Genomic DNA, 26,687 nt, shown 5'->3' with positions numbered 1-26,687 from the left:
ACTCAGAACGTCAGCGTCTTCACGCCGCTGCTGGTACCCAGCAGGCAGACGCTGGCCTTCTGGTGAGCGAACACACCCACGGTGACAATCCCTGGCCACTGATTGACTTCGCTCTCGAAGGCCAGCGGGTCGGCTATCTGCAGGCCGGTCACGTCCAGAATGTGCTGGCCGTTGTCGGTCACCAGCGGAGCGCCGTCCTTGAGCCGAAGGTGAGCCTTGCCGCCGAGGGCGGCAAACTGGCGGATCAGTCGGGCCGTGGCCATTGGGATCACCTCCACCGGCAGCGGAAAAGCACCCAGGGCCTTCACCATCTTCGACTCATCGGCGATGCAGACAAACTGGCGCGACTGGGCGGCCACGATCTTTTCGCGCGTGAGCGCGGCACCGCCGCCCTTGATCATGTAGCCTTGCGCATCGATTTCGTCGGCACCATCGATGTAGACCGACAGTTCGGCCACCTCGTTGGCTTCGAAAACCGGGATGCCCAGCGCTTTCAGCCGGGCCGTGGAGGCTACCGAGCTTGACACCGCGCCCGGAATCTGGTCCTTCATGGTGGCGAGCGCATCGATGAACTTGTTGACCGTGGAGCCGGTGCCCACCCCGACGATGTCACCAGGGGTCACGTATTGCAGGGCGGCCTGGCCCACGAGGGTTTTGAGTTCGTCTTGGGTCATTTGAGACAATCAGCGGTTACAAAGAATCTGCCCATTATCCAATGTCCCTTCTGCCCTACGCTGTCGCGCGCCCCTTCCTATTTGGTCTGGACCCCGAGGCCGCCCACGAACTCACACTGCACAGCATCGCGAAGCTGCAGCATTCCCCGTTGACTTGCCTCTACGGCAACCACCGGGTGGACGATCCCGTCACCCTCGCCGGCCTGCACTTTCCCAACCGGGTCGGCCTGGCTGCCGGGCTGGACAAGAACGCTGCGTGCATCGACGGACTGGCCGCCATGGGCTTTGGCTTTGTCGAGGTGGGTACCGTGACACCCAAGGCGCAGCCTGGCAACCCCAAGCCGCGCATGTTCCGTCTGCCCACCGCCAACGCACTGATCAACCGGCTGGGCTTCAACAACGATGGCCTGGATGCCTTCATCGCCAATGTGCAGCGCGCCCGCTTTCGCGGCAAGGGCGGCGCCCATCCGATGCTGCTGGGCCTGAACATCGGCAAGAACGCCAGCACGCCGATCGAGCGCGCCACCGATGACTACCTGAGCTGCCTGGAGGGTGTTTACCCGCACGCTGACTACGTCACGGTCAACATTTCCAGTCCGAACACCCAGAACCTGCGCAGCCTGCAAAGCGACGAAGCTCTGGATGCGCTGCTCGGCGCCGTCGCTGAACGGCGCGAAACCCTGGCCCAGCAAACGGGTCGGCGCATCCCCATCTTCGTCAAGATCGCTCCCGATCTGGACGACACGCAGATTGAGGTGATTGCCACCACATTGATGCGTTACGGCACCGACAGCGCGGGGCAGGCCAACAACGCCTTTGGCGTGATCGCCACCAACACGACCCTCAGCCGCGAAGCCGTGGCTGGACTGCCCCACGCCAACGAAGCGGGCGGGCTCTCGGGCGCGCCAGTGCTGGCGTCCAGCAACCGCGTGATCCGGCGCCTGCGGGCCTGCCTGGGCAAGAGCTTCCCCATCATCGGTGTGGGCGGCATCCTCTGTGGTGCCGATGCCGTGAGCAAGATCCAGGCGGGGGCCAACGTGGTCCAGATCTACACCGGACTGATCTACAAGGGGCCGTCCCTGGTCCGGGAAGCAGCCATGGCGATCAAGGCACTCCGCAGCACATGACCGGCAAGCCCGGAACAACCGCGACCGGGCTCACAGCATGGCGGCCACGTGCTCGCCGATGGCCAGACAACTGGTCAGCCCCGGTGATTCGATCCCCAGCAGATTGACCAGCCCCGGAACGCCGTGCACATCCGGACCATCGATGCGGAAATCGGCCGCCGGCTCGTCGGGACCGCTGATCTTCGGTCGCATGCCCGCATAGCCTGGTAAAAGCGCTCCGTCGGGCAGGCTTGGCCAGTACTGCCGCACGGCCGTGTAGAAGCCTTTCGCGTCAGCCGGGTTCACCAGCAGGTCATCGGGATCGTCGGTCCACTGCACGTCCGGACCAAATTTGGCCTGCCCGCCGAGATCGATGGTCAGGTGCACACCCAGTCCGGCCAGGTGCGCCACGGGATCCGGGGCGGGATAAATCAGCCGTTCGAAGGGCGAACGCCCGCTCAGCGTGAAATAGCTGCCCTTGGCGAACCAAGCCTTCGGCACATGGCATGCCGGCAAGCCCTGCGTGCGCCGCGCCAGATCGCAGGCCCGCAGACCTGCGGCATTGACCACGCCACGTGCGAGCAAGACGGTTCCATCCAGCATCAGGACCTGAATCCCCGACGTCTTGAACCGCAGAGCGTCCACCTCACTGTGACAGGCCACCAGGCCACCCGCGTTTTCGAGATCCCCCTGCAGGCTCAGCATGAGGCCATGGCTGTCCACGATGCCGGTTGACGGAGAGCTCAGGGCGGCCAGGCACTCCAGCTCCGGCTCCATTGCCCGTGCCTCCACCCTGGTGAGCAGACGCAGGTCCCGCACGCCATTGCGTTCGGCCTTGTCCTGGATGGCGGGCAAGGCCTCTACCTGAGAGACCGTATTGGCCACGATCAGCTTGCCGCAACGCCGGTGGGCGATCCCGCGTTCGGCGCAGTAGGCGTAGAGCGTCTGCCGGCCATGCACGCACAAAAGGGCCTTGAGGGAGCCCTGCGGGTAGTAAATGCCAGCGTGGATCACCTCGCTGTTGCGCGAACTCGTGCCGGTGCCGATGGCCGCCTCACGCTCCAGCACCATCACCTCGCGCCCGGCCAGCGCCAGCGAACGGGCCACAGCCAGCCCGACCACGCCTGCGCCAATCACCACCACATCCACCTGTTCCATGCAGCCAACTCCTGACAAAGATGTGAAATTGACCCATGCTGGCACAGATTGACATCTGTACCCTTGAAACACACCGGTGCAAGTCGATCAAGCGCTGCGTGCGCTTGATGCCTGATTCCACAAGACTTGCCTTTTCTTCCCGGAAAGGTTGTCAGCCTCTGGCACGACGGGTCACATTGAAAAAAAGGCCCTGCAGATGCGAACACCGCAGGGCCTGTCTCCTCGGCTCCGTCAAACGTTCAGGCCGGGCTTCCTGCCAGCTTCGCAAAAGCGCTCACCACCTCGGGCGGCGCCTGCACCAGCTCGATCAGCACGCCCTCGCCCGCGATCGGGAACTCGTCGTTCGCCTTCGGGTGCAGGAAGGTGATGTCGAAACCCGCAGCGCCCTTGCGGATGCCGCCCGGCGCAAAGCGCACACCGTGGGCTGTGAGCCACTGCACCGCCACCGGCAGGTCGTCGATCCACAGGCCGATGTGGTTCAGCGGCGTGGCATGCACCGCGGGCTTCTTCTCCGGGTCCATTGGCTGCATCAGATCGACCTCGACCTTGAACGGGCCGCTGCCGATGGCGCAGATGTCCTCATCCACGTTTTCGCGCTCGCTCTGGAAGGTGCCGGTCACCTCCAGCCCTAGCATGTCGACCCAGAGCTTCTGCAGGCGCTGCTTGTCGGGTCCGCCGATGGCGATCTGCTGGATGCCCAGCACCTTGAAGGGACGTTGTTGTGGTTCCATGAATCAGTGAATACCGTTGTTGAGTGAATGGGGAGCCCGCTCCAGCGTCCAGACGGTGGCCGGTGGCAGGTTGGCCCAGACGGACGCCGCGCGCCGCCAGCGCCAGCCGGGCGGAATGCCGTCAAACGGGCGCAGATGCGGCGACGCGTAGGTGTACTGGACCAGTCGGGAGTCGGGCTGGCGCGAGACCAGCGCCAGCATGGCGTCGATGCACAGGCGCGCCTCGTGCGCCGGCATGGACAACAGGGGCAGTGACGACACCAGGGTCACCGGCACGTCGGCCCCGATGACCAGCCGGTCGACACGAGAAGCACAGTGGTTGAGCACCTCGACCTCGGGAAAAGCGATGCGCAGCAGGTCGGCGAAGTCGGCGTCGAGCTCGTAGACCACAAAGCGGTCCAGGGCCTGCGCAGCGATTGCCAGCCTGCGGGTGATGGCCCCGGTGCCTGCGCCCACCTCGATCAGCACCCGGGGTGCACCACGCAGCGCCTCGTCGCAGACCGCCTGGGCCAGTGCACGGGACGCGGGAGCAATCGCACCCACGCGCCGCGGATTGCGCAGACAGCCCAGAGCGAAAGCCAGACCATGGTCCATGCGAGACCCCTCGAAGCCAACGGGAATCGAAGGGTATCCCATTTCCACCGGGCTTGTCTGTGTGCCAGTGTGTTCGGCCGGGATCAGCCGAACTCGACGATCGGCTGGTCGACCACCAGCGATTCGCCCTTGGCGGCCAGCACCTTGGAGACCACGCCATCGGCCGCAGCGAACAGCACGTTTTCCATCTTCATGGCCTCGATCACCGCCACGCGTTCGCCGGCCTGCACCTTCTGGCCCACCTGCACCGCCACGTCGACCAGCAGGCCGGGCATGGGCGAAAGCACGTACCGGCTCATGTCCGGCGGCGCCTTGAACGGCATCAGCCGGTGCAGCTCGGCCATGCGGGCGGACACCACCACGGTTTCGATGCGCGTGCCGTTGTGCTGCACCACGAGGGCCAGCGGGTTGCGCAGCGTGCCACGCTCCACCTGGGCGGTGAAGGGCTGACCGTTGCACGCGCCGGTGATGCAGACGTCGTTCAGGCGCGAGGGGCTGCTGATGGCAAAGCGCTTGCCCTCCACCGTGACCACCGCGGAACCGACCTGCCCCACCACCTCGTCCACGTGCACCGCCGTGTAGCGGTTTTCGCCGCCGGTCCCCAGCGTGATCACGCTGAAATCGTGGCCGACCTTGACGCCGTAACCCGGCAACTGGCCCGTCAGACCCGCTGCGCGCTCGCGCGACTTGCGGCGCACGAAAGCGGCCAGCGCCACCAGGAAATCGGCGTCGTCGTGCGGCACGTCTTCGGCACGGAAACCATGGGCGTAGTGCTCGGCGATGAAGCCGGTGTTGAAGTCACCCGACACGAACTTCGGGTGCGCCAGCAGCGCGGCCTGGAACGGGATGTTGCTGCTGATGCCGCGGATCACGAAGCCGTTGAGCGCCTCGCGCATCTTGACAATGGCTTCATTGCGGTCCTTGCCGTGCACGATGAGCTTGGCGATCATCGAGTCGTAGTACATCGGGATCTCGCCGCCATCGACCACGCCGGTGTCCACGCGCACGCCGAACAGGTCGGCGGTGTTGGCCTGGTGCATGGTCTGCGCCGGCGGCTGGAAGCGCACCAGCCGGCCGGTGCTGGGCAGGAAGTTGCGGAACGGGTCTTCGGCGTTGATACGACACTCGATGGCCCAGCCGTTGCGCTGCACCTGGTCCTGCGTGATCGGCAACTGCTCGCCCGCGGCGACGCGGATCATCAGCTCCACCAGATCGACGCCGGTGATGCACTCCGTCACCGGGTGCTCCACCTGCAGGCGGGTGTTCATCTCCAGAAAGTAGAAGTCCTGGTCCTTGCCGACCACGAACTCCACCGTGCCCGCGCTCTGGTACTTCACCGCCTTGGCCAGCGCCACGGCCTGCTCGCCCATGGCCTTGCGCGTGGCGTCGGAGATGAAGGGCGACGGCGCCTCTTCGATCACTTTCTGGTGGCGGCGCTGGATCGAGCATTCCCGCTCGTTCAAATAGATCACGTTGCCGTGCGAATCGCCCAGCACCTGGATCTCGATGTGGCGCGGCTCCAGCACGTATTTTTCGATGAACACACGGTCGTCACCGAAGCTGTTGCGGGCTTCGTTGCGGCAGCTGGTGAAACCTTCGAACGCCTCTTTGTCGTTGAAGGCCACGCGCAGACCTTTGCCGCCGCCGCCGGCCGAGGCCTTGATCATCACGGGGTAGCCGATGTCCTTGGCGATTTCCACCGCACGCTCTGCGGTTTCGATGGCGTCGTTCCAGCCCGGGATGGTGTTGACCTTGGCTTCGTTGGCCAGCTTCTTGGAGGCGATCTTGTCGCCCATGGCCGCAATGGAGAAATGGCGCGGACCAATGAAGGCGATGCCCTCGTCTTCACAGCGTTTGGCGAAGGCTTCGTTTTCCGACAGGAAGCCGTAGCCGGGGTGGATGGCCTGTGCGCCGGTGGCCTTGGCCGCGGCGATGATCTTGTCGGCGACGAGGTAGGACTCGCGCGACGCGGCCGGGCCGATCAGCACAGCCTCGTCAGCGAGCTGAACGTGGCGCGCTTCCTTGTCGGCTTCGGAATACACCGCCACGGTGGCGATGCCCATCTTCTTCGCGGTGGCGATCACGCGGCAGGCGATTTCGCCACGGTTGGCAATGAGAATTTTGGTGAACATTTCAGTCTCCTAGACGAGAGCAAGTGTGTTGTTTGTTCGGTGAGTGGGTGCTGAGCCCGCCATGGGCACGGCGTGCCTGCCTCCGCTCATGTCCCCCGCCGACCTGCGGTCGGCTCCTCCTTGACTTCGCTGCAACAGGCACACCGTGCCCATGGCTGCGAAGGAGGTGAGGACGAAACCGGCCGAACACGCGTCACTCGGAATCGGGTGGTGCGGGCGTTTTGCGGAGGTAAAGGAGGAGCGCGCAGCGCGGGGGACACGGAGCAAAACGTCCGCGCCGCCCGATTCAGCGTCAGAGAAAACCATGGCACGCACAAAAGAAATCACAGCGGAATGTTGCCGTGCTTGCGCCACGGGTTTTCCAGCTTCTTGTCCTTCAGCATCACCAGCGAACGGCAGATGCGCTTGCGGGTCTCGTGCGGCAGGATCACGTCGTCGATGAAACCGCGTGCACCGGCCACGAAGGGGTTGGCGAAGCGGGCCTTGTATTCGGCCTCGCGCCCGGCCAGCTTGGCCGGGTCTTTCTTCTCTTCGCGGAAGATGATTTCAACCGCGCCCTTGGCGCCCATCACCGCGATCTCGGCGTTGGGCCAGGCAAAGTTCACGTCGCCGCGCAGGTGTTTGGAGCTCATCACGTCGTAGGCACCGCCGTAGGCCTTGCGCGTGATCACGGTGATCTTGGGCACCGTGCACTCGGCGTAGGCGTAGAGCAACTTGGCGCCGTGCTTGATGATGCCGCCGTACTCCTGCGAAGTACCGGGCATGAAGCCGGGCACGTCCACGAAGGTGATCACCGGGATGTTGAACGCATCGCAGAAGCGCACGAAGCGCGCCGCCTTGATCGAGCTCTTGATGTCCAGGCAACCCGCCAGCACCAGCGGCTGGTTGGCCACGATGCCCACCGTCTGGCCGTCCATGCGGGCGAAGCCGATCAGGATGTTCTTCGCGTACTCGGGCTGCAGCTCGAAGAAGTCGCCGTCGTCCACCGTCTTGACGATCAGTTCCTTCATGTCGTAAGGCTTGTTCGGGTTGTCCGGCACCAGCGTGTCCAGGCTCAGCTCCATGCGGTCGATCGGGTCGCCGCTGGGGCGCACGGGCGCCTTTTCGCGGTTCGAGAGCGGCAGGTAGTTGTAGAGCCGGCGCAGCATCAGCAGCGCCTCGACGTCGTTCTCGAACGCGAGGTCGGCCACACCGCTCTTGGTCGTGTGCGTCACAGCGCCGCCCAGTTCTTCGGCGGTCACTTCTTCGTGCGTCACGGTCTTCACCACTTCGGGGCCGGTGACGAACATGTAGCTCGAATCCTTGACCATGAAGATGAAGTCGGTCATGGCGGGCGAATACACCGCACCGCCGGCCGAGGGGCCCATGATCATGCTGATCTGCGGTACCACGCCGCTGGCCATCACGTTGCGCTGGAACACGTCGGCATACCCGCCGAGCGAGGCCACGCCTTCCTGGATGCGGGCGCCGCCCGAATCGTTCAGGCCGATCACCGGCGCGCCGACCTTCATGGCCTGGTCCATCACCTTGCAGATCTTCTCGGCGTGCGCTTCGGAAAGCGCGCCACCGAAGACCGTGAAGTCCTGGCTGAAGACGAACACCAGGCGGCCGTTGATCATGCCGTAGCCCGTGACCACGCCGTCGCCGGGGATCTTGTTGTCCTGCATGCCGAAGTCGGTGCAGCGGTGTTCGACGAACATGTCCCACTCTTCGAACGTGCCCTCGTCAAGCAGCACTTCCAGCCGCTCGCGCGCGGTCAGCTTGCCCTTGGCGTGCTGCGCGTCGATGCGCTTCTGCCCGCCGCCAAGGCGGGCTGCGGCGCGCTTTTGCTCCAGTTGGTCCAGGATTTCTTGCATGCGTTTTCTCCAGAAAAATCGGTTCGGATTCAGTCAAACAGTTCAAGCAACTGGCGGGCGGCGGTCGACGCCGGCAGTTCACCGGCCAGCACCCGGCGGGTGGTGTCGTCGAGCCGCGCGCGGATCTGCGGGTGTTCACGGAAGCGTTGTTTCAGGCCGGCGTCGATGCGCTCCCACATCCAGGCGCCCGCCTGGTGCTGGCGGCGCGCGGCGAGCCGGCCGTTGGCGGTCTGCACCGTGCGGAATCGGGACACTTCGGCCCAGAAGCTGTCCACGCCCTGGTTGTGCAGCGCGCTGATCTGGATCACTTGCGGGTGCCAGATGTTGTGATCATGGTGAGCATGCTCGGGGTGACCGTGCAAACCGAGCAGGCGCAATGAAGAGGTGATCTGCGCGCGGGCGCGGGTGGCGGCGTCGGGGTCGATGTCGGCCTTGTTGATGACCACCAGGTCGGCCAGCTCCATCACGCCCTTCTTGATCGCCTGCAGGTCGTCGCCTGCGTTCGGCAGTTGCAGCAGGCAGAACATGTCGGTCATGTTGGCCACGGCGGTCTCAGACTGGCCCACACCCACGGTCTCCACCATCACGATGTCGTAGCCCGCGGCTTCGCAGACCAGCATGGCCTCGCGCGTCTTCTCGGCCACGCCCCCCAGCGTGCCGCTGCTCGGGCTTGGGCGGATGTAGGCCTTCTCGTGCACGCTCAGGTGCTCCATGCGGGTCTTGTCGCCCAGGATGGAGCCACCCGAGACGGTGGACGAGGGGTCGATGGTCAGCACCGCCACGCGGTGGCCCAGCGCAATCAGGAACAGGCCCAGCGCTTCGATGAAGGTGCTCTTGCCCACGCCGGGCACACCGCTGATGCCGAGCCGGAACGACTGGCCGGTGTGCGGCAGCAGCGCTGTCAGCAACGCATCGCCCAGCGCACGGTGGTCGGCGCGGGTCGATTCCAGCAGCGTGATGGCCTTGGCCATGGCGCGACGCTGTACGGCGCCGGTGCCGGTCAGCACACCGGCCTGCAACTCGGCAGGAATCACGCAAGCGCCTTCTTGATCTGCTCCAGCACGTCCTTCGCGCTGGCGGGAATGGGCGTGCCGGGGCCATAGATGCCCTTGACGCCAGCCTCGTACAGCATCTCGTAGTCCTGGCGCGGGATCACGCCGCCCACGAACACGATGATGTCGTCGGCGCCCTGCTTCTTCAACTCGGCAATGATGGCCGGCACGAGGGTCTTGTGACCGGCGGCGAGCGTGGACACGCCGACGGCGTGCACGTCGTTCTCGATCGCCTGGCGGGCGCATTCTTCGGGCGTCTGGAACAGCGGGCCCATGTCCACGTCGAAGCCCAGGTCGGCGAAGGCCGTGGCCACCACCTTGGCGCCGCGGTCGTGGCCGTCCTGGCCGAGTTTGCTGATCATCACGCGCGGACGGCGACCTTGCGCGGTGGCAAAGTCGTTGATCTCTGTCTTCAAGGCATCCCAGCCTTCGGCGGAATCGTAAGCAGCAGCGTACACACCGGTCACCTTTTGTGTATCGGCGCGGTGGCGCCCAAAAACTTTCTCCAGTGCATCGCTCACCTCGCCCACGGTGGCGCGCAGGCGCATAGCCTGGATGCACAGGTCCAGCAGGTTGCCCTGGCCGGATTCGGCGGAAGCCGTCAGCGCGTTGAGCGCCGCTTCCACCTTGGCTGCGTCACGATTGGCCTTGATCTGTTTCAGTCGAGCAATCTGGCCGTCGCGCACCGCCACGTTGTCGATGTCGCGTGCCTCGATGGCGTCTTCGGTCTTGAGCTTGTATTTGTTGACGCCAACGATCACGTCCTTGCCCGAGTCGATGCGCGCCTGCTTCTCGGCCGCCGCCGCTTCGATCTTCAGCTTGGCCCAGCCGCTGTCCACGGCCTTGGTCATGCCGCCCATGGCTTCGACCTCTTCGATGATGGCCCAGGCCTTGTCGGCCATTTCCTGCGTGAGCGACTCCATCATGTAAGAGCCGGCCCAGGGGTCGACCACGCTGGTGATGTGGGTCTCTTCCTGGATCACCAGCTGCGTGTTGCGGGCGATGCGCGAACTGGTGTCGGTGGGCAGTGCAATGGCTTCATCGAAGGCATTGGTGTGCAGGCTCTGGGTGCCGCCGAACACCGCCGCCATGGCTTCGATGGTGGTGCGCACCACGTTGTTGTACGGGTCCTGCTCGGTCAGCGACCAGCCGGAGGTCTGGCAGTGCGTGCGCAGCATCAGGCTCTTGGGGTTCTTGGCGTCGAAGCCCTTCATGATGCGCGTCCACAGCAGACGGGCCGCGCGCATCTTGGCGATTTCCAGGTAGAAGTTCATGCCGATCGCCCAGAAGAAACTCAGGCGCCCGGCAAAACCGTCCACGTCCATGCCCTTGGCGATGGCGGTCTTCACATACTCCTTGCCGTCGGCCAGGGTGAAGGCCAGTTCCAGCGCCTGGTTGGCGCCCGCTTCCTGCATGTGGTAACCCGAGATCGAGATCGAGTTGAACTTCGGCATGTGCTGGGCCGTGTACTCGATGATGTCGCCGATGATCTTCATCGACGGCTCGGGCGGGTAGATGTAGGTGTTGCGAACCATGAACTCTTTCAGAATGTCGTTCTGAATCGTTCCGGACAGTTTGTCCTGCGAGACGCCCTGCTCTTCGGCCGCGATCACATAGCCGGCCAGCACCGGCAGCACGGCGCCGTTCATGGTCATGGAGACCGACACCTTGTCGAGCGGAATCTGGTCGAACAGGACCTTCATGTCCTCGACCGAGTCGATCGCCACGCCGGCCTTGCCCACGTCGCCGGTCACCCGCGGGTGGTCGCTGTCATAGCCCCGGTGCGTGGCCAGGTCGAATGCGACCGACACACCCTGCCCGCCCGCAGCCAGCGCCTTGCGGTAGAAGGCATTGGATTCTTCGGCGGTGGAAAACCCGGCGTACTGGCGGATCGTCCATGGGCGCACCGCGTACATGGTGGCCTGCGGGCCGCGGATGAAGGGCTCGAAACCCGGCAGCGTGTTGGCGTACGGCAGGTTTGCCGTGTCTTCTGCCGTGTACAGCGGCTTGACGCTGATGCCGTCGGGCGTCAACCAGTTCAGCGCGTTCACGTCACCGCCGGGCGCGGACTTCTGGGCCGCCTTGGTCCAGGCTTCGAGGGTGGCGGGGGCAAATTCGGGCTGTTTGTGGCTCATGGCAGGCAGGTACTTGTAACAACTGAAGGGAGACTCGGGGGCGTCGGCGATTTTATATCATTCATAATTATTGATGCAAAATATTCCTGCGGACTTACAATCAGCAGCCCGTCACACACCGTTTTCCCAACCACTCGCCCCATGTCCGCCCTGTCCCTCGCCCCCCGCGCCCTGTATGAAGAAGTCGCCGAGCTGCTGCGCCAGCGCATCTTCAGCCGCGAACTGGAGCCCGGCAGCTGGATCGACGAGCTCAAGATCGCCGAGGAATACGGCATCAGTCGCACGCCGCTGCGCGAAGCGCTGAAGGTGCTGGCGGCCGAAGGCCTGGTGACCATGAAGGTGCGCCGCGGTGCCTACGTGACAGAAGTGTCCGACAAGGACCTGGCCGACGTCTACCACCTGCTGGCGCTGCTGGAGTCGGACGCTGCGGGCGTGGTGGCGCAGCGCGCGAGCGACGCCGAACTCGCCGAGCTCCAGGGGCTGCACGCCGAGCTCGAAGCCGCCGCCGACGACCGCAACCGCTTCTTCGCCCTGAACGAGCGCTTTCACATGCGCCTGCTCGAAATCGCCAGCAACCGCTGGCGGGAGCAGATGGTGGCCGACCTGCGCAAGGTCATGAAGCTGAACCGCCACAACTCGCTGTTCAAGACCGGGCGCATCGACGAGTCGCTCGCCGAACACCGCGCCATCATGACCGCCCTGCTCGCGCGCAACGCCGCGCTGACCCAGCAGCGCATGCACGAGCACTTCCAGAACGGGCTCGAAGCCGCGACCTGACACAACCCGGCCTTCTGCGGCCGGCTCACTGGTAAATTCCGGGCCAGGCCCTGCCCGTCAAACACCGGGCGGGGGTATGTGATCCGACAAGTCCCAGGAGTCCCCATGTCCGTTGCCCATCTGGCCCAACCCGGCATTCTTGAACCCATTCCGGCCCAGGGCCGCTACCTGTCCTGCCAGTTGCGCGTGGGCGCCGAGCCCCGGACGGTGCTGCGCCGACTGGGCAGCCAGGCCGATGGGCTGTCCACCGTGGTGGCGCTGGGCGCTTCGCTGGTGCGCGAACTTGGCGCGGATATTCCCGGGCTCAAGACCTTCTGCGGCATTGATGGCGCCCTCATCAAACTGCCCGCCACCCCGACCGACCTGCTGGTCTGGCTGCGCGGCACCGACCGTGGCCATCTGCTGATCCGCAGCCGTCACATTGAAACCCTGCTCGCACCCGCCTTCGACGTGACCGACATCACCGATGCCTTCAACCACGACAACGGCAGAGACCTCACCGGCTACGAAGACGGCACCGAAAACCCCGAGGGTGAAAAGGCCCTGGCCGCGGCCTTTCTGCCCGAAAGTGCGGGCCTGCTGGCGGGCAGCAGTTTTGTGGCAGTGCAGCGCTGGCGCCACCACATGAGTCGCTTTGAGGCCATGCCCCGCGAACAGCAGGACCACACCTTCGGCCGCACCCACGACACCAACGAAGAAATCGACGATGCACCCGAATCGGCCCATGTGAAGCGCACCGCGCAGGAAAGCTTTGATCCCGAGGCCTTTGTGCTGCGCCGTTCCATGCCCTGGGCCGAGGGCAATGAAGGTGGCCTCGTTTTCACCGCGTTTGGCCACTCGTTCGACGCCTACGAGGCCCTGTTGCGCCGCATGTCGGGCGCTGAAGATGGTTTGACCGACGCCCTGTTCACCTTCACCGAACCCGAAACCGGCGCCTATTTCTGGTGCCCGCCTGTGAAAGAAGGGCTCATCGACCTGCGCGCAGTGGGCGTATAAACACTGGTCGGAGCACAGAAGAAGTGAGGCCCACTGTGCTTCGACGCCATACACCATAGGGTATATACCAAGACACCTGTACCTCATGTGCGCTCAATATAAGCAATTGCGGATTTAATAATTCTTATCCCACCCAACCATCGCGACGGAGATATACCCATGGCTCGAATCGTCATTCTCGGCGCCGGTCTCGGCGGCATGCCCATGGCCTATGAAATGAAGGCACTGGCCCGGCCCGGCGACACGGTCACGGTCATCAGCGAAGCACCCAAGTTCCATTTCGTCCCGTCCAACCCCTGGGTGGCGGTGAACTGGCGCACCCGAAAAGACATCGAGGTCGACATCGCCCCGGCGCTGGCCAAAAAAGGTATCGAGTCCATCATCCAGCGCGCCAAACGCGTCCACCCGGACGCCAACCAGGTCGAACTGGAAGACGGCAGCCGGGTGGACTACGACTACCTCGTCATCGCCACCGGCCCCAAGCTCGCGTTTGACGAGGTCGAGGGCCTGGGTCCGTTTGGCGGCCACACGCAGTCGATCTGCCACGTCAGCCACGCCGAGACCACCAAGACAGCCTGGGACGCGTTCGTGCAGGCGCCCGGCCCGATCGTGGTCGGTGCCGTGCAAGGCGCTTCGTGCTTCGGCCCGGCCTACGAGTTCGCGATGATCATGGACACCGACCTGCGCAAGCGCAAGATCCGCGACAAGGTGCCCATGACCTTCGTGACCTCCGAGCCCTACATCGGCCACCTGGGCCTGGGCGGCGTGGGCGATTCCAAGGGCATGCTCGAATCGGCCATGCGCCAGCGCCACATCAAGTGGATCTGCAACGCCAAGACCACCAAGGTGGAAGCGGGCCAGATGTTCGTCACCGAGCACGACGACCAGGGCAAGCCCATCAAGGACCACGTGCTGCCCTTCAAGCACTCCATGATGCTGCCCGCCTTCAAGGGCGTGGACGCGGTGTTCGGCATCGAAGGCCTGACCAACCCGCGTGGCTTCATCACCATCGACGAGCACCAGCGCAACGCCAAGTTCAAGAACATCTTCAGCATCGGTGTCTGTGTCGCGATTCCGCCGGTGGAGGTCACCCCCATCCCCTGCGGCACGCCCAAGACCGGCTACATGATCGAGTCCATGGTCACGGCGACGGCGCACAACATCCGCGAACTGCTCGACGGCCAGGAGCCCACGCACAAGGCCACCTGGAACACGGTCTGCCTGGCCGACTTCGGCGACACCGGCGCGGCCTTCGTGGCCCTGCCGCAGATCCCGCCGCGCAACGTGAGCTGGTTCAGCGAAGGCAAGTGGGTGCACCTGGCCAAGGTCGCGTTCGAGAAGTACTTCATGCGCAAGATGCAGAAGGGCACGTCCGAGCCGATCTACGAAAAGCTCATCATGGACTTCATCGGCATCACCAAGCTCAAGGGCAAACAAGGCCCTTGATCCAGCTGCGAAGCGCGGTGGCACGCACCCTCAGTGCGGCGCGGGTTCCGCCTCCCAGCGCTGCACAACCTTGCCGTGGCTGTCCACGCTTTCGAGCTGCACCTTGAAGCCCCACAGGCGGGACACGTGCTTGAGCACCTCCCGGACGTCGTCGCTCAGGGGCCGGTCGTGCTGGCGGCTGTGGCGCAAGGTGAGCGAACGGTCGCCGCGAACGGCCACATTCCAGACCTGGATGTTGGGCTCCCGTTCGCTCAGGTCGTGTTGTCGCGCCAGCGCTTCGCGAACCCGTCGATAGCCCGCCTCGTCGTGGATGGCGACCACTTCCAGTTCCAGTTCTGCCGCGTCATCGACGATGGAAAACAGCCGCATCTCGCGCATGAGCCGCGGTGACAGAAATTGCCCGATGAAGCTCTCGTCGCGGTAGTTCCGCATCGCGTGATGCAGTGTCGATCGCCAGTCGCTGCCCGCCAGATCGGGAAACCACTGCCGGTCTTCCAGCGTGGGGTTTTCGCAGATGCGCTTGAGATCGCTGAACATGGCGAAGCCCAGCGCATACGGGTTGACACCGCTGTAACCCGGGTGCCCCACCGGCAGCTGGCAGACCACGTTGGTGTGCGAGCGCAGGAACTCGATCATGAAACCGTCGGTCAGGCGGCCCTCGTCGTACAGGGCGTTGAGCAAGGTGTAGTGCCAGAACGTGGCCCATCCTTCGTTCATCACCTGGGTCTGGCGCTGCGGGTAAAAATACTGCGCCACCTTGCGCACGATGCGCACCACCTCGCGCTGCCAGGGTTCCAGCAGCGGCGCGTGTTTCTCGATGAAGTACAGCAGGTTCTCCTCGGGCTCGGGCGGGAAACGCCGGCTGGACTTTTCCACCTGCTTGTCCGACCCCTTGGGCAGGGTGCGCCAGAGGTCGTTGACCTGCTGCTGCAGATAGGCCTCGCGGTCCTTGCGCCGCACCTCTTCCTCCGCCAGCGAAGGCTTTTGCGAACGCCGGTAGCGGTCCACGCCCTGGCTCATGAGCGCATGGCACGAATCCAGCAACGCCTCCACCGCTTCGATGCCATGCAGCTCCTCGCACTCCGTGACATAGTTTCGGGCATAGACTAGGTAGTCGATGATGGACTCGGCGTCGGTCCACATGCGGAACAGGTAGTTGCCCTTGAAGAACGAGTTGTGGCCGTAGCAGGCGTGCGCGATCACCAGCGCCTGCATGGTCATGGTGTTCTCTTCCATCAGGTAGGCGATGCAGGGATCGGAGTTGATCACGATCTCGTAGGCCAGCCCCATCTGACCGCGCCGGTAGTGTTTCTCGGTCGCGATGAACTGCTTTCCGAAGGACCAGTGGCGGTAGTTGACCGGCATGCCCACCGAAGCGTAGGCATCGATCATCTGTTCGGCGGTGATGACCTCCAGTTGCACCGGGTAGGTGTCCAGTCCGAAGTCGCGCGCCACGCGCGCAATCTCTGCGTGGTAGGTCTCGATGAGTTCAAAGGTCCAGTCCGATGGACAGGGCAAGGGCTGCCGGTCCCGGCCCGCGGGAGCGGGAGCGGGATCGCCGCCAATCTCGGGCACCGGTTCCAGCGGGACATCGTCGGCGTGCATCATGAGGTACCTGCCTTCCTGAACAGCTCGCGAAACACCGGGTAGATGTCGGCGGCATCGGTGATCCGGCGCATGGCAAAGTTCGGCTCGTTCCGGCGCACCTGGTCGTACTCTTCCCAGAGGTTCTGCTCGTCGCCGGCGACCTGCACATAGGCGTAGTAGCGCACCAGGGGCAGCAGCTTCTGCTGCAACAGATCACGGCACAGCGCCGAATCCTTGTACCAGTTTTCACCGTCCGAGGCCTGGGCGCCGTAGATGTTCCAGTCGCCCGGCGGATAGCGCGCCTGGATGACCTCGTGCATCAGCGTCAGCGCGCTGGAGACCACCGTGCCCCCGCTTTCGGTCGCCTGGAAGAACTCGGTTTCCCCCACCTCGGCGGCCTGCGTGTGGTGGCGGATGAACACCACGTCGGTGCGTTCGTAGTGCCGTTGCAGGAACAGGTAGAGCAGGATGAAGAAGCGCTTGGCAATGTCCTTGCGCTCCTCATCCATCGAGCCCGACACATCCATCAGGCAGAACATCACCGCCTTGGCGGTCGGCTGCGGAATGCGCACCCGGTTGCGAAACCGCAGATCCAGCGGATCGAGAAACGGAATCCGGCGCACCCGGCGCATCAAGGCCTCGATGCGCTGCTGGAGCGCATGGATTTCCTCGCGCGGCGTGCTGTCCAGCCGCTCGGCTTTGGCCAGCGCGTCCTGCAGTTCGCGCAGGTGCTGCCGCAGTTCACCGCCCATGGCAATGCGCCGCCCCAGCGAAGTGCGCATCGAGCGCACCACGTGCAGACTCGCCGGGTTGCCAGCCGACACGTAGCCCGCGCGCTGCGACTTCCATTCGGGTGCATCGGGCAACAACTGCGTGCGCACCAGGTGCGGCAAGGCCAGGTCGTCAAAGAAGATCTGCATGAACTCGTCGCGCGTGATGCGGAAAACAAAATCGTCTTCCCCGCCACCGTCCTGACTGCCCCGTCCGCCTCCGCCCGCGCCACCCGATGGTGGCCGACCGACACGGTCGCCCCGCACGTACTCGCGGTTGCCCGGGTGCACCGTCTCGCGCACCCCGCCTTGGCCGTGGCCAAACACCGGCTCGGACACATCGCGCCGGGGCAGCGTGATGTCTTCGCCCTGCTCGATGTCCCGGATGCTGCGGCCGGAGACGGCCTTCTTCACCGCGTCGCGGATCTGGTCGCGATAACGGCGCAAAAAGCGCTCGCGGTTGCCGATGGACTTGTTCTTGCCCGACAGCCGGCGATCGACGATCTGCTGCAGCATGGAGACCCGCCTTTCTGGTTTTCGGGACAACGGCCCCGGGCGCTCAGGAGCTCTTGCGCACGCGCAGGTACCAGTCGCACAGAAGGCGCACCTGGCGCGTGGTGTAGCCCTTGTCGACCATGCGGTTGACAAAGTCTTCGTGTTTCTTCTGTTCGTCGGCGCTGGCCTTGGCGTTGAACGAGATCACCGGCAACAGGTCTTCGGTGTTGGAGAACATCTTCTTCTCGATCACCGCGCGCAGCTTTTCGTAGCTGGTCCACAGCGGGTTCTTGCCCGCGTTGTTGGCCCGTGCGCGCAGCACGAAGTTGACGATCTCGTTGCGAAAGTCTTTCGGGTTGCTGATGCCGGCGGGCTTTTCGATCTTCTCCAGCTCGGCGTTGAGCGAAGACCGGTCGAAGATCTCGCCGGTGTCGGTGTCACGGAACTCCTGGTCCTGGATCCAGAAGTCGGCGTAGGTCACATAGCGGTCGAAGATGTTCTGGCCGTACTCGGAGTACGACTCCAGGTAGGCGGTCTGGATTTCCTTGCCGATGAACTCGGCGTAGCGCACCGCCAGCGTCTCCTTGATGAAGGCCAGGTACTTCTGCTCGGTCTCGGCCGGGAACTGCTCGCGCTCGATCTGCTGCTCCAGCACATACATCAGGTGTACCGGGTTGGCCGCCACCTCGGTGCTGTCGAAGTTGAACACCCGCGAGAGGATCTTGAACGCGAAGCGCGTGGAGATGCCGCTCATGCCCTCGTCCACGCCCGCGTAGTCGCGGTACTCCTGGTAGCTCTTGGCCTTGGGATCGGTGTCTTTGAGATTCTCGCCGTCGTAGACCAGCAGTTTGCTGAAGATGCTGGAGTTTTCGGGCTCCTTCAGGCGGGTGTAGACCGCAAACTGCGCCAGCATCTTCAGCGTACCTGGGGAACAGACGGCCTGCGACAGCGACGAGTTGCGGATCAGCTTCTCGTAGATCTTGATTTCTTCCGTCACCCGCAGGCAGTACGGCACTTTGACGATGTAGATGCGGTCGAGGAAGGCTTCGTTGTTCTTGTTGTTGCGGAAGGCCTTCCACTCGCTCTCGTTGGAGTGCGCCATCACGATACCGTCGAACGGGATTGCGCCGAAACCTTCGGTGCCTTTGAAGTTGCCTTCCTGGGTCGCGGTCAGCAGCGGGTGCAGCACCTTGATCGGTGCCTTGAACATCTCCACGAACTCCAGCAAGCCCTGGTTGGCCAGGCACAAGCCACCCGAGTAACTGTAGGCGTCGGTGTCGTCCTGGGCAAAGGTTTCGAGACGACGGATGTCGATCTTGCCGACCAGCGAAGAAATGTCCTGGTTGTTCTCGTCGCCCGGCTCGGTCTTGGCGATCGCGATCTGCCGCAACACCGAGGGAAAGCGCTTGACCACCCGGAAGCGCCGGATGTCGCCGCCATACTCTTCCAGCCGCTTGACAGCCCAGGGCGACATGACACGCTCCAGATAGCGTGGCGCGATGCCGTATTGCGTGTGCAGCAGTTCGCCGTCTTCGGCCGCGTTGAACAGGCCCAGCGGCGATTCGTTGACCGGCGAATCCTTGAGCGCGTAGAACGGCACCTGCTGCATGAGCTGCTTCAGGCGCTCGGCAATCGAGGACTTGCCGCCGCCCACGGGCCCGAGCAGGTAGAGGATCTGCTTGCGCTCCTCCAGCCCCTGGGCCCCGTGGCGGAAATAGGAGACCACCTGCTCGATCGGTTCTTCCAGCCCGTAGAAGTCCCGAAACGCGGGGTAGATCTTGATGACCTTGTTGCCGAAGATGCGCGAGAGGCGCTGGTCGTGCCGGGTGTCGAGCAACTCCGGCTCGCCGATGGCCACCAGCATGCGCTCGGGCGCTGTGGCATACACCAGCGGATCGCGCTTGCAGGCATCCAGGTATTCCTCGATCGAGAGCTCGTCTTCACGCGTCTGCTCGTATCGGGTCAGGAAATGACGGACGGCATCCATACGACCTCCTAGTCTGGAGCGCACTCATGCAAATCCACCAACCCCGACCCGCTCCCCGCCAGGGCTGGCGCCAGCCGGATACCCTCGTCCCACCTGGCCCCGGACCCGCGCCACCCGAAACAGGTGTCTTCTACAGATCCTGAGCGTGTGAGGATGCCGGTCCGGAAAAGTTCAGATCACACCTCAGCGAATGCACCTTCCTTGTTCGTGTTCACATGGTTCTGCGCCATGGCCCAGACTTCCCGCGCTGGCAAGGGTTTCAACCGGTGGTCGCTCCACACCTGGCGCCACTTGCGCGCGCCGTGCAAACCATGGCGCAAACCCAGCATGTGGCTGGCGATGGAATACCAGGGCGCGCCGTCTTCAGCAGCAGCACGCTCCATGTATTCCACCATCGCCAGCTCGACCGCTTCGCGCGTCATCATGGATCCTTCGGTTGGCGCCCCAAAAAAGCGGGCATCCCATTCGGACATGAGCCAGGGATTGTGGTACGCCTCGCGCCCGATCATCACGCCGTCGATCTGCTCCAGATGGCCAGCAATCTGCTCATGGGTGGTGATACCACCGTTGACGGCAATGGTCAACGCCGGGAAGTCACGCTTGAGCTGGTAGGCCAGCTCGTAACGCAGTGGCGGAATCTCGCGGTTCTCCTTCGGCGACAGGCCCTTCAGCCAGGCGTTGCGTGCGTGCACGATGAACACCTTGCAACCCGCATCGGCCACGGTGCCGACAAAATCGCGAACGAAGTCGTAGCTCTCCACCCGGTCGATGCCGATGCGGTGCTTCACCGTGACCGGGATGTCCACCACGTCCACCATGGCCTTCACCCCGTCGGCCACCAGCTTCGGTTCACCCATGAGGCAAGCGCCGAAAGCGCCGCGCAGCACCCGCTCGCTGGGGCACCCGCAGTTGAGGTTGATCTCGTCGTAACCACGCTGTTCACCCAGCCGCGCGCAAGTGGCCAGATCGGCCGGCTCGCTGCCGCCGAGCTGCAATGCCACCGAATGCTCTTCTTCATTGAAGTGCAGGTGCTGCGCCGCATTGCCGTGGATCAGGGCACCGGTGGTCACCATTTCGGTGTAGAGCAGCGTGTGGCGTGTGAGCAAGCGGTGGAAGTAGCGGCAATGGCGATCCGTCCAACCCATCATGGGGGCGACGGACAAACGCCAGGGCGAAGGTGCAAGGGAAGAAACAGACATGCGCCGATTATCCCAGCGCCCACAAAAAACCCCGCCGAAGCGGGGTCGATGAGCAAGATGCCTTGCTCAGGGCACAGCGGATCCGGCTCCGCCGGTCCGCCAGTGCCGCCCCCTGGGGGGTGACGGGCGAAGCCCGGCGCAGGGGGAGCCATTACCCCATGTGCAAACCACCGTTCACCGAGAAGTCGGCGCCCGTGGCATAGCCGCCTTCTTCGCTGGCCAGCCAGGCGATGATGGAGGCGATTTCGCTCGGCTTGCCCAGGCGCTTGACCGGCACCGTGGCAACAATCTTTTCCAGCACGTCGGGACGGATGGCGTTGACCATGTCGGTGCCGATGTAGCCCGGGCTCACGGTGTTGACCGTCACACCCTTGGTGGCCAGTTCCTGCGCCAGTGCCATCGAGAAACCGTGCATGCCGGCCTTGGCGGCCGAGTAGTTGGTCTGGCCAGCCTGACCCTTTTCACCGTTCACCGACGAGATGTTGACGATGCGGCCCCAGCCCTTTTCGACCATGTCGGGCACGACCTGCTTGGTCACGTTGAACATGGAGTTCAGGTTGGTTTCGATCACGGCCGACCAGTCTTCTCGGGACATCTTCAGGAACATGCGGTCCTTGGTGATGCCGGCGTTGTTGACCAGCACGTCGATGCTGCCGTGTTCGGCCTTGGTCTTGGTGAAGGCCTCGACGGTGGAATCCCAGTCACCCACATTGCCCACCGACGCGTAGAAGCTGTAGCCCAGGGCCTTCTGCTCGTCCAGCCACTTGGTGAAATCGCGCGTGGGGCCACATCCAGCAATGACCTTGAAACCCTCCTTGTGCAGGCGCTGGCAGATGGCGGTACCGATGCCGCCCATGCCGCCGGTGACGTACGCTACTTTTTGACTCATGTTGTTTGCTCCTCTAGGTGTTGCCGATGTGGCGGAAAAAATGTGATCGAAGAAAGTGTCTTTGCCAAGGGGTGCGGTGGAACCGACTTCGCCGGGCCACTCGCACCGCCCCCTGGGGGTGACGCCGCAGGCGGCGCGGAGGGTACTTACCGCTCCACCGCCAGAGAGACGCCCATGCCGCCGCCGATGCACAGCGCGGCCAGGCCCTTCTTGGCACCGCTGCGCTGCATTTCATGCAACAGTGTCACCAGGATGCGGCAGCCGGACGCACCGATGGGGTGACCGATGGCGATGGCACCCCCGTTCACGTTGACCTTGGCCGGGTCGATGTCCAGCGCCATGTTGACGGCGCAGGCCTGTGCAGCAAAAGCTTCGTTGAGTTCGAACACGTCCACGTCAGACGCCTTCCAGCCCGCGCGGGCCAGGGCCTTCTGCGAGGCGGGCACCGGGCCCATGCCCATGGTGGCGGGGTCCAGACCGCTGGTGCCGAAAGCGGCGATACGCGCCAGCGGCGTCAGACCCAGGGCGGCGGCTTTCTTGGCCGTCATCACCATCACGGCGGCAGCACCGTCGTTGATGCCCGATGCGTTGCCTGCGGTCACGGAACCCGCCTTGTCAAAGGCGGGGCGCAGACCGGCCAGCACCTCGGCGGTGGTCTTGGCGTTGATGAACTCGTCGCTGTTGAACACAACCGGGTCGCCCTTGCGCTGCGGGATGCTCACGCCGACGATCTCGTCCTTGAACTTGCCGGCGGCCTGTGCAGCAGCGGCCTTCGCCTGGCTGCCAGCGGCCAGCGCGTCCTGCATTTCGCGGGTGATGCCGTGGGCCTTGGCCACGTTCTCGGCGGTGATGCCCATGTGGTACTGGTTGTACACGTCCCACAGGCCGTCCACGATCATGGTGTCGGTCATCTTCCAGTCGCCCATGCGCTGGCCGTCGCGGCTGCCGTTCAAGACGTGCGGGCTGGCGCTCATGTTTTCCTGGCCACCGGCGATCACGATCTCGCTGTCGCCCCAGGCCACGGCCTGCGCGGCCAGCATCACGGCCTTCAGGCCCGAGCCGCAGACGGCGTTGATGGTCAGTGCTGGTGTTTCCTTGGCCACGCCGGCTTTCATCATGGCCTGACGCGCCGGGTTCTGGCCACAGCCAGCGGCCAGCACCTGGCCCATGATCACCTCACCAATGGCGTCGACCGGCAGACCGGTGCGGGCCAGCAGCTCCTTGATGACGATGCTGCCCAGCTCGGTGGCCGGGGTTTTGGCGAGCGAGCCGCCGAACTTGCCCACGGCGGTGCGGGCGGCTGAAACGATGACGATGTCTTCCACGGGTTGTCTCCTCAGGGGTCAAAAAATCGGTTGCGAAAATTCAGGCCTTGGCTTTGACGTAGCGGCCCGGCGCCGGCTCGATGGCGGCGTAGGTCTTGCCTTTGCCATAGGTCTTGGGCGCAGCAATTTGCTTGCCAGCGAGCGGCTTGAGCCAGTTGGCCCAGTCGGTCCACCAGCTGCCTTTGTGCTCGGTGGCGCCCTCGATCCAGTCGTTGACGTCGGCCGGGAACCTGGTGGCGTTGCTCACCCAGTGGCTGCGCTTGCCGGCAGCGGGCGGATTGATCACGCCAGCGATGTGACCGGAAGCGCCCATGACGAAACGCTTCTTGCCGGGGAACACCTGCGTGCTCGCATACGCACCGCCGATGGGCACGATGTGGTCTTCGCGCGAGCCGTAGATGTAGACCGGCAGCTTGACCTGGCGGAAGTCGATCTTCTCGCCGCAGACTTCGGTCTTGCCGGGCTTGACGAGGTTGTTTTCGAGGTAGGTCTGGCGCAGGTACCAAGCGTAGTACGGGCCCGGCAGGTTGGTCGCGTCCGAGTTCCAGTACAGCAGGTCGAACGGCGGCGGCGATTCGCCCTTCAGGTAGTTGCCCACCACGTAGTTCCAGACCAGATCGTTCGGGCGCAGGAAGCTGAAGGTGGTCGCCAGATCGCGGCCTGACATGAGGCCGCCCTGGCCAAACTGCATTTCGCGCATCTTCACGAAAGGCTCGTCGATGAACACATCGAGGATGCCGGTGTCGGTGAAGTCGATCAGCGTGGTGAGGAAGGTGGCGCTGTGGACCGGCTCTTCGCCGCGGGCTGCCAGCACGGCGAGCGCGTTGCTCAGCATGGTGCCGCCGACGCAGAAGCCCAGGGCGTTGATGGTTTCGGCGCCGGTGATGTCCTGGGTGACGCCAATCGCCTTGATGACCGCGTCTTCGATGTAGTCGTCCCAGGTCTTGTGCGCGAGCGACTCGTCCGGGTTGCGCCAGCTCACCACGAAGGTGCGATGGCCCTGCTCCACGCAATAGCGGATCAGCGAGTTCGCGGGCTGCAGATCAAGGATGTAGAACTTGTTGATGCAGGGTGGCACCAGCAGGAACGGGCGCTCGTAGACCTTGGCGGTGAGCGGCTTGTATTCGATCAGCTGGAACAGCTCGTTCTCGAACACCACGGCGCCTTCGGTGGTGGCGACGTTCTTGCCCACCTCGAACACGCTCTCGTCCGTCATGGACACATGGCCCTGCTTCATGTCGTGCAGCAGGTTGGCCACGCCCTTGGCGATGCTCTCGCCTTTGGACTCCAATGCCATCTTCTGCGCTTCGGCGTTGAAGGCCAGGAAGTTGCTGGGTGCGCTGGCGTCGATCCACTGCTGCACCGCAAAGCGCACACGCGTCCTGGTCTTGGCATCGCCCTCCACCGCGTCGGCCAGCGCCATCAGCGTGCGGGCATTCAGCAGGTAGGCCGCGGCCGAGAACGCGGCCACCGGGTTGCTGGCCCAGGCTTCGGAGGCGAAGCGGCGGTCGGTCTGCGGTTTGGCGTCGAGACCTTGGTTCCACAGGCCCGCCACATCTTTCATGTAGGTGTTCTGGATTTCAAGCAGCTTGGCCGGATCGAAGTGGACCTTCTGGCCGGCGGCCTGGTTGAACATGTCGCCCATGCCGGCCATGCCCATCCCCGCGCCCACCTGCGGCATGGCCATGCCAAAAGGATGGGCCGCGCCGCTCTGGGGCATGAAAGCCTTGAAAGCCGCGAACGGGTCTGTAGCGGCCTGTGGAGTCGCCTGTGCGGCAGCGCCCGGAAAGGCCTGCGCAGCTTGCGTCCACTGGGCAACGAGGTTTTGCTGAAACTGCTGCGCAGCTTCCAGCCAGGGCTGTTGGGGCGTTTTCCCAGATGTCATGCTTGTCTCCAATGGTTATTACCAGCGGGCTTATTATCGGTTCCTCTGGGGAGGAATTCCGGGTTTTCCCTAGTGTCAGTGTGCCGGCTTCCAGCAAGCTGACAATAAACCCCCGCGTGGTCAGGAACGTTGTGTATCTGGTGGTGATCGGTTGGTTTTATGTGGTGCTCATGATGGCGGTGGCCGAAGCGTCGAACACGACAGGCACCGTGCTCGGAGCCATTGTGACCTTCTTTCTTTACGGTTTGATGCCGATCGCATTGGTGGTTTACCTGATGCGCACGCCCCAGCGCCGCAAAGAGATCAAGGCACGCGAAGCCGCCGAGGACCTCGCGCACAAGTTGCGCGCCACAGAGAATGCAGTACCTGCGTCAGATCCGCCAGATGCAGGCCGCCATGCGTCCGGTGCTGCCCAGACGGACAGCATCCCGGCGGTGGGAAAAGAAACGTAAGGCTTGTGTCGCGGTACACCAGACCGGGGTGCCGTCGTTGCCGTAAATGCGGTGGATGCCCATGGCGCTCAGCCGCAACCGGGCCAGCATCGACAGGTTCGCGAAATACTTCTCATCACCCACCAGATGCGGGTCGAAGGCGCGTTGGGCCGCCGGATCGCTCTGCACAAAAGCAGCCCGCACCTCAGGCCCCACCTCAAACGCATCGGGCCCGATGCATGGCCCCAGCCAGACCAGCATGTCAGCGATGACGCGGTCCCGATCGGCCGAGGCGTCCATCTGCTGAACCGCCTGCACAAAGGCGGCGACCGTGGCCTCCAGCACCCCTTGGCCATCAGCCCCTCCCGCCAGTCCACGCCAGCCGGCGTGGGCGGCCGCCACCACGCTGCCCGCACTGTTCGTGAACAGCACCGGCAGGCAGTCCGCGACCATGATCGTGCAGGCCACACCGGGCAACGTGCTCAGGCAGGCATCGGCCTCACCCCCATCGGGCGTCCGGGTATCGAGTGTGGCCACGGCCACGCCGTGCACCTGCTTCAGGAACACCGGTCGCACACCGGTGGCGCCGGCCAGACGCGCCCGGTTGGTGGCGACCGCAACCGGGTCGTCCTGCACATGGTCACCGAGGTTGAAGCGGTCAAACGGCGGCGCCGACACGCCGCCCGAGCGGGTGGTGAACACCGCATGCACCCCGGCCGGCGACGGCCAGTCGGGCACCAGCCAGTCTTGCGGTGTGGGCATCAGGCTTCGAAGTCCGGGCAGGCAGAGGGCTGGGCCTGCTGAAAAGCCGGCAACGCCATGCAGGCGTCGAAAGCGGCCATGGTGCGTGGCAGGCCGTCCAACGGGGTGTTGAAACGTTGCCCGTTGAAGATCTGCGGCACCAGACAACAGTCGGCCAGCGTGGGCGTGTCGCCGTAACAGAAGCGCGAAGCCGGCTGTTGGGCCAGTTGCCGTTCAAAGGTCTCCAGTCCGCTGCGCACCCAGTGGCGGTACCAGGTGTTCCTGGCATCTTCGTCCAGCTTCAGCGTGCCCGAGAGGTACTTGAGCACGCGCAGGTTGTTGATGGGGTGGATCTCGCAGGCGATCGATTGCGCCAGCGCCCGCACATGGGCACGCGCCAGCGCGTCGCGCGGCACCAGGGCGGGCTCGGGATGGATGTCGTCCAGGTACTCGATGATCGCCATGGACTGCGACAAACGTGTGCCGTCGTCCAGTTCCAGCAGTGGGACCAGACCATCGGCCGCGATATCGCCGTACGCGGCTTGCCGGTGTTCACCCTTGGCCAGGTGCACCGGCAGGTATTCATAGGGCAGCCCCTTGATTGCCAGCGCGATGCGCACGCGGAACGAGGCCGAGGAGCGGAAGTAGTTGTAGAGCTTCATGGAAGCCAAGGATAAACCGGGCGCCTGGCGCTGTCCGGTCGTGCGAAGTCGCCCCCATC

Annotated in this window: 22 protein-coding genes; 5 read left to right on the top strand and 17 right to left on the bottom strand. The window is 64.2% G+C overall.

The window, feature by feature from the left end; translation table 11 throughout:
* Positions 1-2: 2 nt before the first annotated feature.
* Positions 3-674: a ribose-5-phosphate isomerase RpiA gene (gene rpiA, locus AC0GNO_RS02700; RefSeq protein WP_472902849.1), complete on the bottom strand. Its 672-nt coding sequence runs from the start codon at positions 672-674 to the stop codon at positions 3-5.
* Between the two features lie 41 nt (positions 675-715).
* On the opposite strand from rpiA, the gene AC0GNO_RS02695 reads away from it, so the two are divergent.
* Entirely contained in the window at positions 716-1,801 is a 1,086-nt protein-coding gene (locus AC0GNO_RS02695) for a quinone-dependent dihydroorotate dehydrogenase (RefSeq protein ID WP_472902848.1), read from the top strand.
* Positions 1,802-1,831: 30 nt separating this feature from the next.
* On the opposite strand, the gene AC0GNO_RS02690 is transcribed toward AC0GNO_RS02695, so the two are convergent.
* The 7 genes from AC0GNO_RS02690 to scpA form a co-directional block, all read right to left on the bottom strand.
* Positions 1,832-2,938: an NAD(P)/FAD-dependent oxidoreductase gene (locus AC0GNO_RS02690; protein ID WP_472902847.1), complete on the bottom strand. Its 1,107-nt coding sequence runs from the start codon at positions 2,936-2,938 to the stop codon at positions 1,832-1,834.
* Positions 2,939-3,177: 239 nt separating this feature from the next.
* Positions 3,178-3,669 carry a VOC family protein gene (locus AC0GNO_RS02685; RefSeq protein ID WP_472887127.1) on the bottom strand — a complete coding sequence of 164 codons (492 nt, stop codon included), beginning with the start codon at positions 3,667-3,669 and terminating at the stop codon, positions 3,178-3,180.
* Positions 3,670-3,672: 3 nt separating this feature from the next.
* Positions 3,673-4,263, bottom strand: coding sequence for a class I SAM-dependent methyltransferase (locus AC0GNO_RS02680; RefSeq protein WP_472902846.1), 591 nt, complete (start codon positions 4,261-4,263; stop codon positions 3,673-3,675).
* An 83-nt stretch (positions 4,264-4,346) separates the two neighbouring features.
* Positions 4,347-6,395, bottom strand: coding sequence for an acetyl-CoA carboxylase biotin carboxylase subunit (locus tag AC0GNO_RS02675; protein WP_472902845.1), 2,049 nt, complete (start codon positions 6,393-6,395; stop codon positions 4,347-4,349).
* Between the two features lie 323 nt (positions 6,396-6,718).
* Positions 6,719-8,251 carry an acyl-CoA carboxylase subunit beta gene (locus AC0GNO_RS02670; RefSeq protein ID WP_472887130.1) on the bottom strand — a complete coding sequence of 511 codons (1,533 nt, stop codon included), beginning with the start codon at positions 8,249-8,251 and terminating at the stop codon, positions 6,719-6,721.
* Positions 8,252-8,280: 29 nt separating this feature from the next.
* Positions 8,281-9,285 (bottom strand): methylmalonyl Co-A mutase-associated GTPase MeaB, encoded by a 1,005-nt coding sequence (meaB, locus tag AC0GNO_RS02665; protein WP_472902844.1) that lies wholly within the window; start codon positions 9,283-9,285, stop codon positions 8,281-8,283.
* Complete coding sequence (gene scpA, locus AC0GNO_RS02660; protein ID WP_472902843.1) at positions 9,282-11,438, bottom strand: methylmalonyl-CoA mutase; 2,157 nt, start codon at positions 11,436-11,438, stop codon at positions 9,282-9,284. Before scpA ends, meaB begins: the two co-directional genes overlap by 4 nt.
* 141 nt (positions 11,439-11,579) lie before the next feature.
* Here scpA and AC0GNO_RS02655 point away from each other — a divergent pair, with 141 nt between their 5' ends.
* The 3 genes from AC0GNO_RS02655 to AC0GNO_RS02645 all read left to right on the top strand — a co-directional run bounded on the left by AC0GNO_RS02655 (position 11,580) and on the right by AC0GNO_RS02645 (position 14,657).
* A complete protein-coding gene (locus tag AC0GNO_RS02655; protein WP_210825163.1) occupies positions 11,580-12,215 on the top strand; it encodes a GntR family transcriptional regulator in 636 nt (211 codons plus the stop codon).
* Between the two features lie 105 nt (positions 12,216-12,320).
* Complete coding sequence (locus AC0GNO_RS02650; RefSeq protein ID WP_472902842.1) at positions 12,321-13,211, top strand: Dyp-type peroxidase; 891 nt, start codon at positions 12,321-12,323, stop codon at positions 13,209-13,211.
* Between the two features lie 159 nt (positions 13,212-13,370).
* On the top strand, positions 13,371-14,657 hold the full coding sequence (locus tag AC0GNO_RS02645) for an NAD(P)/FAD-dependent oxidoreductase (RefSeq protein WP_472887135.1): 1,287 nt from the start codon (positions 13,371-13,373) through the stop codon (positions 14,655-14,657).
* Positions 14,658-14,687: 30 nt separating this feature from the next.
* Here the strand turns inward: AC0GNO_RS02645 and AC0GNO_RS02640 are convergent, their stop codons facing one another.
* From AC0GNO_RS02640 to phaC, 7 genes are all read right to left on the bottom strand, one after another.
* A complete protein-coding gene (locus AC0GNO_RS02640; protein ID WP_472902841.1) occupies positions 14,688-16,265 on the bottom strand; it encodes a SpoVR family protein in 1,578 nt (525 codons plus the stop codon).
* Positions 16,262-17,530 carry a YeaH/YhbH family protein gene (locus AC0GNO_RS02635; RefSeq protein WP_472887137.1) on the bottom strand — a complete coding sequence of 423 codons (1,269 nt, stop codon included), beginning with the start codon at positions 17,528-17,530 and terminating at the stop codon, positions 16,262-16,264. Before AC0GNO_RS02635 ends, AC0GNO_RS02640 begins: the two co-directional genes overlap by 4 nt.
* 43 nt (positions 17,531-17,573) lie before the next feature.
* Complete coding sequence (locus AC0GNO_RS02630; RefSeq protein WP_472887138.1) at positions 17,574-19,496, bottom strand: PrkA family serine protein kinase; 1,923 nt, start codon at positions 19,494-19,496, stop codon at positions 17,574-17,576.
* Between the two features lie 176 nt (positions 19,497-19,672).
* Positions 19,673-20,695, bottom strand: a complete 1,023-nt coding sequence (dusA, locus tag AC0GNO_RS02625; protein WP_472887139.1) for a tRNA dihydrouridine(20/20a) synthase DusA — start codon at positions 20,693-20,695, stop codon at positions 19,673-19,675.
* 151 nt (positions 20,696-20,846) lie between these two features.
* Positions 20,847-21,584, bottom strand: coding sequence for an acetoacetyl-CoA reductase (gene phbB, locus AC0GNO_RS02620; protein WP_472887140.1), 738 nt, complete (start codon positions 21,582-21,584; stop codon positions 20,847-20,849).
* Between the two features lie 146 nt (positions 21,585-21,730).
* Entirely contained in the window at positions 21,731-22,909 is a 1,179-nt protein-coding gene (locus AC0GNO_RS02615) for an acetyl-CoA C-acetyltransferase (protein ID WP_291186120.1), read from the bottom strand.
* Between the two features lie 40 nt (positions 22,910-22,949).
* Positions 22,950-24,569: a class I poly(R)-hydroxyalkanoic acid synthase gene (phaC, locus tag AC0GNO_RS02610; RefSeq protein ID WP_472902989.1), complete on the bottom strand. Its 1,620-nt coding sequence runs from the start codon at positions 24,567-24,569 to the stop codon at positions 22,950-22,952.
* Positions 24,570-24,805: 236 nt separating this feature from the next.
* Here phaC and AC0GNO_RS02605 point away from each other — a divergent pair, with 236 nt between their 5' ends.
* The gene (locus AC0GNO_RS02605; RefSeq protein ID WP_472902840.1) at positions 24,806-25,246 is read left to right on the top strand and encodes a hypothetical protein; all 441 of its coding nucleotides are present in this window, start codon (positions 24,806-24,808) and stop codon (positions 25,244-25,246) included.
* Here the strand turns inward: AC0GNO_RS02605 and pgeF are convergent.
* Positions 25,166-25,987 (bottom strand): peptidoglycan editing factor PgeF, encoded by an 822-nt coding sequence (gene pgeF, locus AC0GNO_RS02600; protein WP_472902839.1) that lies wholly within the window; start codon positions 25,985-25,987, stop codon positions 25,166-25,168. The genes AC0GNO_RS02605 and pgeF overlap by 81 nt on opposite strands.
* A complete protein-coding gene (gene maiA, locus AC0GNO_RS02595; RefSeq protein WP_472902838.1) occupies positions 25,987-26,628 on the bottom strand; it encodes a maleylacetoacetate isomerase in 642 nt (213 codons plus the stop codon). The genes pgeF and maiA overlap by 1 nt, the downstream gene beginning before the upstream one ends.
* Positions 26,629-26,687 lie beyond the last annotated feature (59 nt).

This window comes from Hydrogenophaga sp. L310, from assembly GCF_055703065.1.
Note: the sequence above shows the minus strand (reverse complement) of the source record. Positions and strands in the feature narration are given on the sequence as shown.

Coding starts and splice junctions, on each gene's coding strand:
- phbB (WP_472887140.1), bottom strand. CDS start 21,584: ATGAGTCAAAAAGTAGCGTACGTCACCGGCGGCATGGGCGGCATCGGT.
- AC0GNO_RS02635 (WP_472887137.1), bottom strand. CDS start 17,530: ATGCTGCAGCAGATCGTCGATCGCCGGCTGTCGGGCAAGAACAAGTCC.
- scpA (WP_472902843.1), bottom strand. CDS start 11,438: ATGAGCCACAAACAGCCCGAATTTGCCCCCGCCACCCTCGAAGCCTGG.
- AC0GNO_RS02690 (WP_472902847.1), bottom strand. CDS start 2,938: ATGGAACAGGTGGATGTGGTGGTGATTGGCGCAGGCGTGGTCGGGCTG.
- AC0GNO_RS02655 (WP_210825163.1), top strand. CDS start 11,580: ATGTCCGCCCTGTCCCTCGCCCCCCGCGCCCTGTATGAAGAAGTCGCC.
- AC0GNO_RS02645 (WP_472887135.1), top strand. CDS start 13,371: ATGGCTCGAATCGTCATTCTCGGCGCCGGTCTCGGCGGCATGCCCATG.
- maiA (WP_472902838.1), bottom strand. CDS start 26,628: ATGAAGCTCTACAACTACTTCCGCTCCTCGGCCTCGTTCCGCGTGCGC.
- AC0GNO_RS02680 (WP_472902846.1), bottom strand. CDS start 4,263: ATGGACCATGGTCTGGCTTTCGCTCTGGGCTGTCTGCGCAATCCGCGG.
- AC0GNO_RS02640 (WP_472902841.1), bottom strand. CDS start 16,265: ATGATGCACGCCGACGATGTCCCGCTGGAACCGGTGCCCGAGATTGGC.
- AC0GNO_RS02630 (WP_472887138.1), bottom strand. CDS start 19,496: ATGGATGCCGTCCGTCATTTCCTGACCCGATACGAGCAGACGCGTGAA.
- rpiA (WP_472902849.1), bottom strand. CDS start 674: ATGACCCAAGACGAACTCAAAACCCTCGTGGGCCAGGCCGCCCTGCAA.
- AC0GNO_RS02695 (WP_472902848.1), top strand. CDS start 716: ATGTCCCTTCTGCCCTACGCTGTCGCGCGCCCCTTCCTATTTGGTCTG.
- AC0GNO_RS02650 (WP_472902842.1), top strand. CDS start 12,321: ATGTCCGTTGCCCATCTGGCCCAACCCGGCATTCTTGAACCCATTCCG.
- AC0GNO_RS02670 (WP_472887130.1), bottom strand. CDS start 8,251: ATGCAAGAAATCCTGGACCAACTGGAGCAAAAGCGCGCCGCAGCCCGC.
- AC0GNO_RS02675 (WP_472902845.1), bottom strand. CDS start 6,395: ATGTTCACCAAAATTCTCATTGCCAACCGTGGCGAAATCGCCTGCCGC.
- dusA (WP_472887139.1), bottom strand. CDS start 20,695: ATGTCTGTTTCTTCCCTTGCACCTTCGCCCTGGCGTTTGTCCGTCGCC.
- phaC (WP_472902989.1), bottom strand. CDS start 24,569: ATGGGCATGGCCGGCATGGGCGACATGTTCAACCAGGCCGCCGGCCAG.
- AC0GNO_RS02685 (WP_472887127.1), bottom strand. CDS start 3,669: ATGGAACCACAACAACGTCCCTTCAAGGTGCTGGGCATCCAGCAGATC.
- pgeF (WP_472902839.1), bottom strand. CDS start 25,987: ATGCCCACACCGCAAGACTGGCTGGTGCCCGACTGGCCGTCGCCGGCC.
- AC0GNO_RS02605 (WP_472902840.1), top strand. CDS start 24,806: ATGGTTATTACCAGCGGGCTTATTATCGGTTCCTCTGGGGAGGAATTC.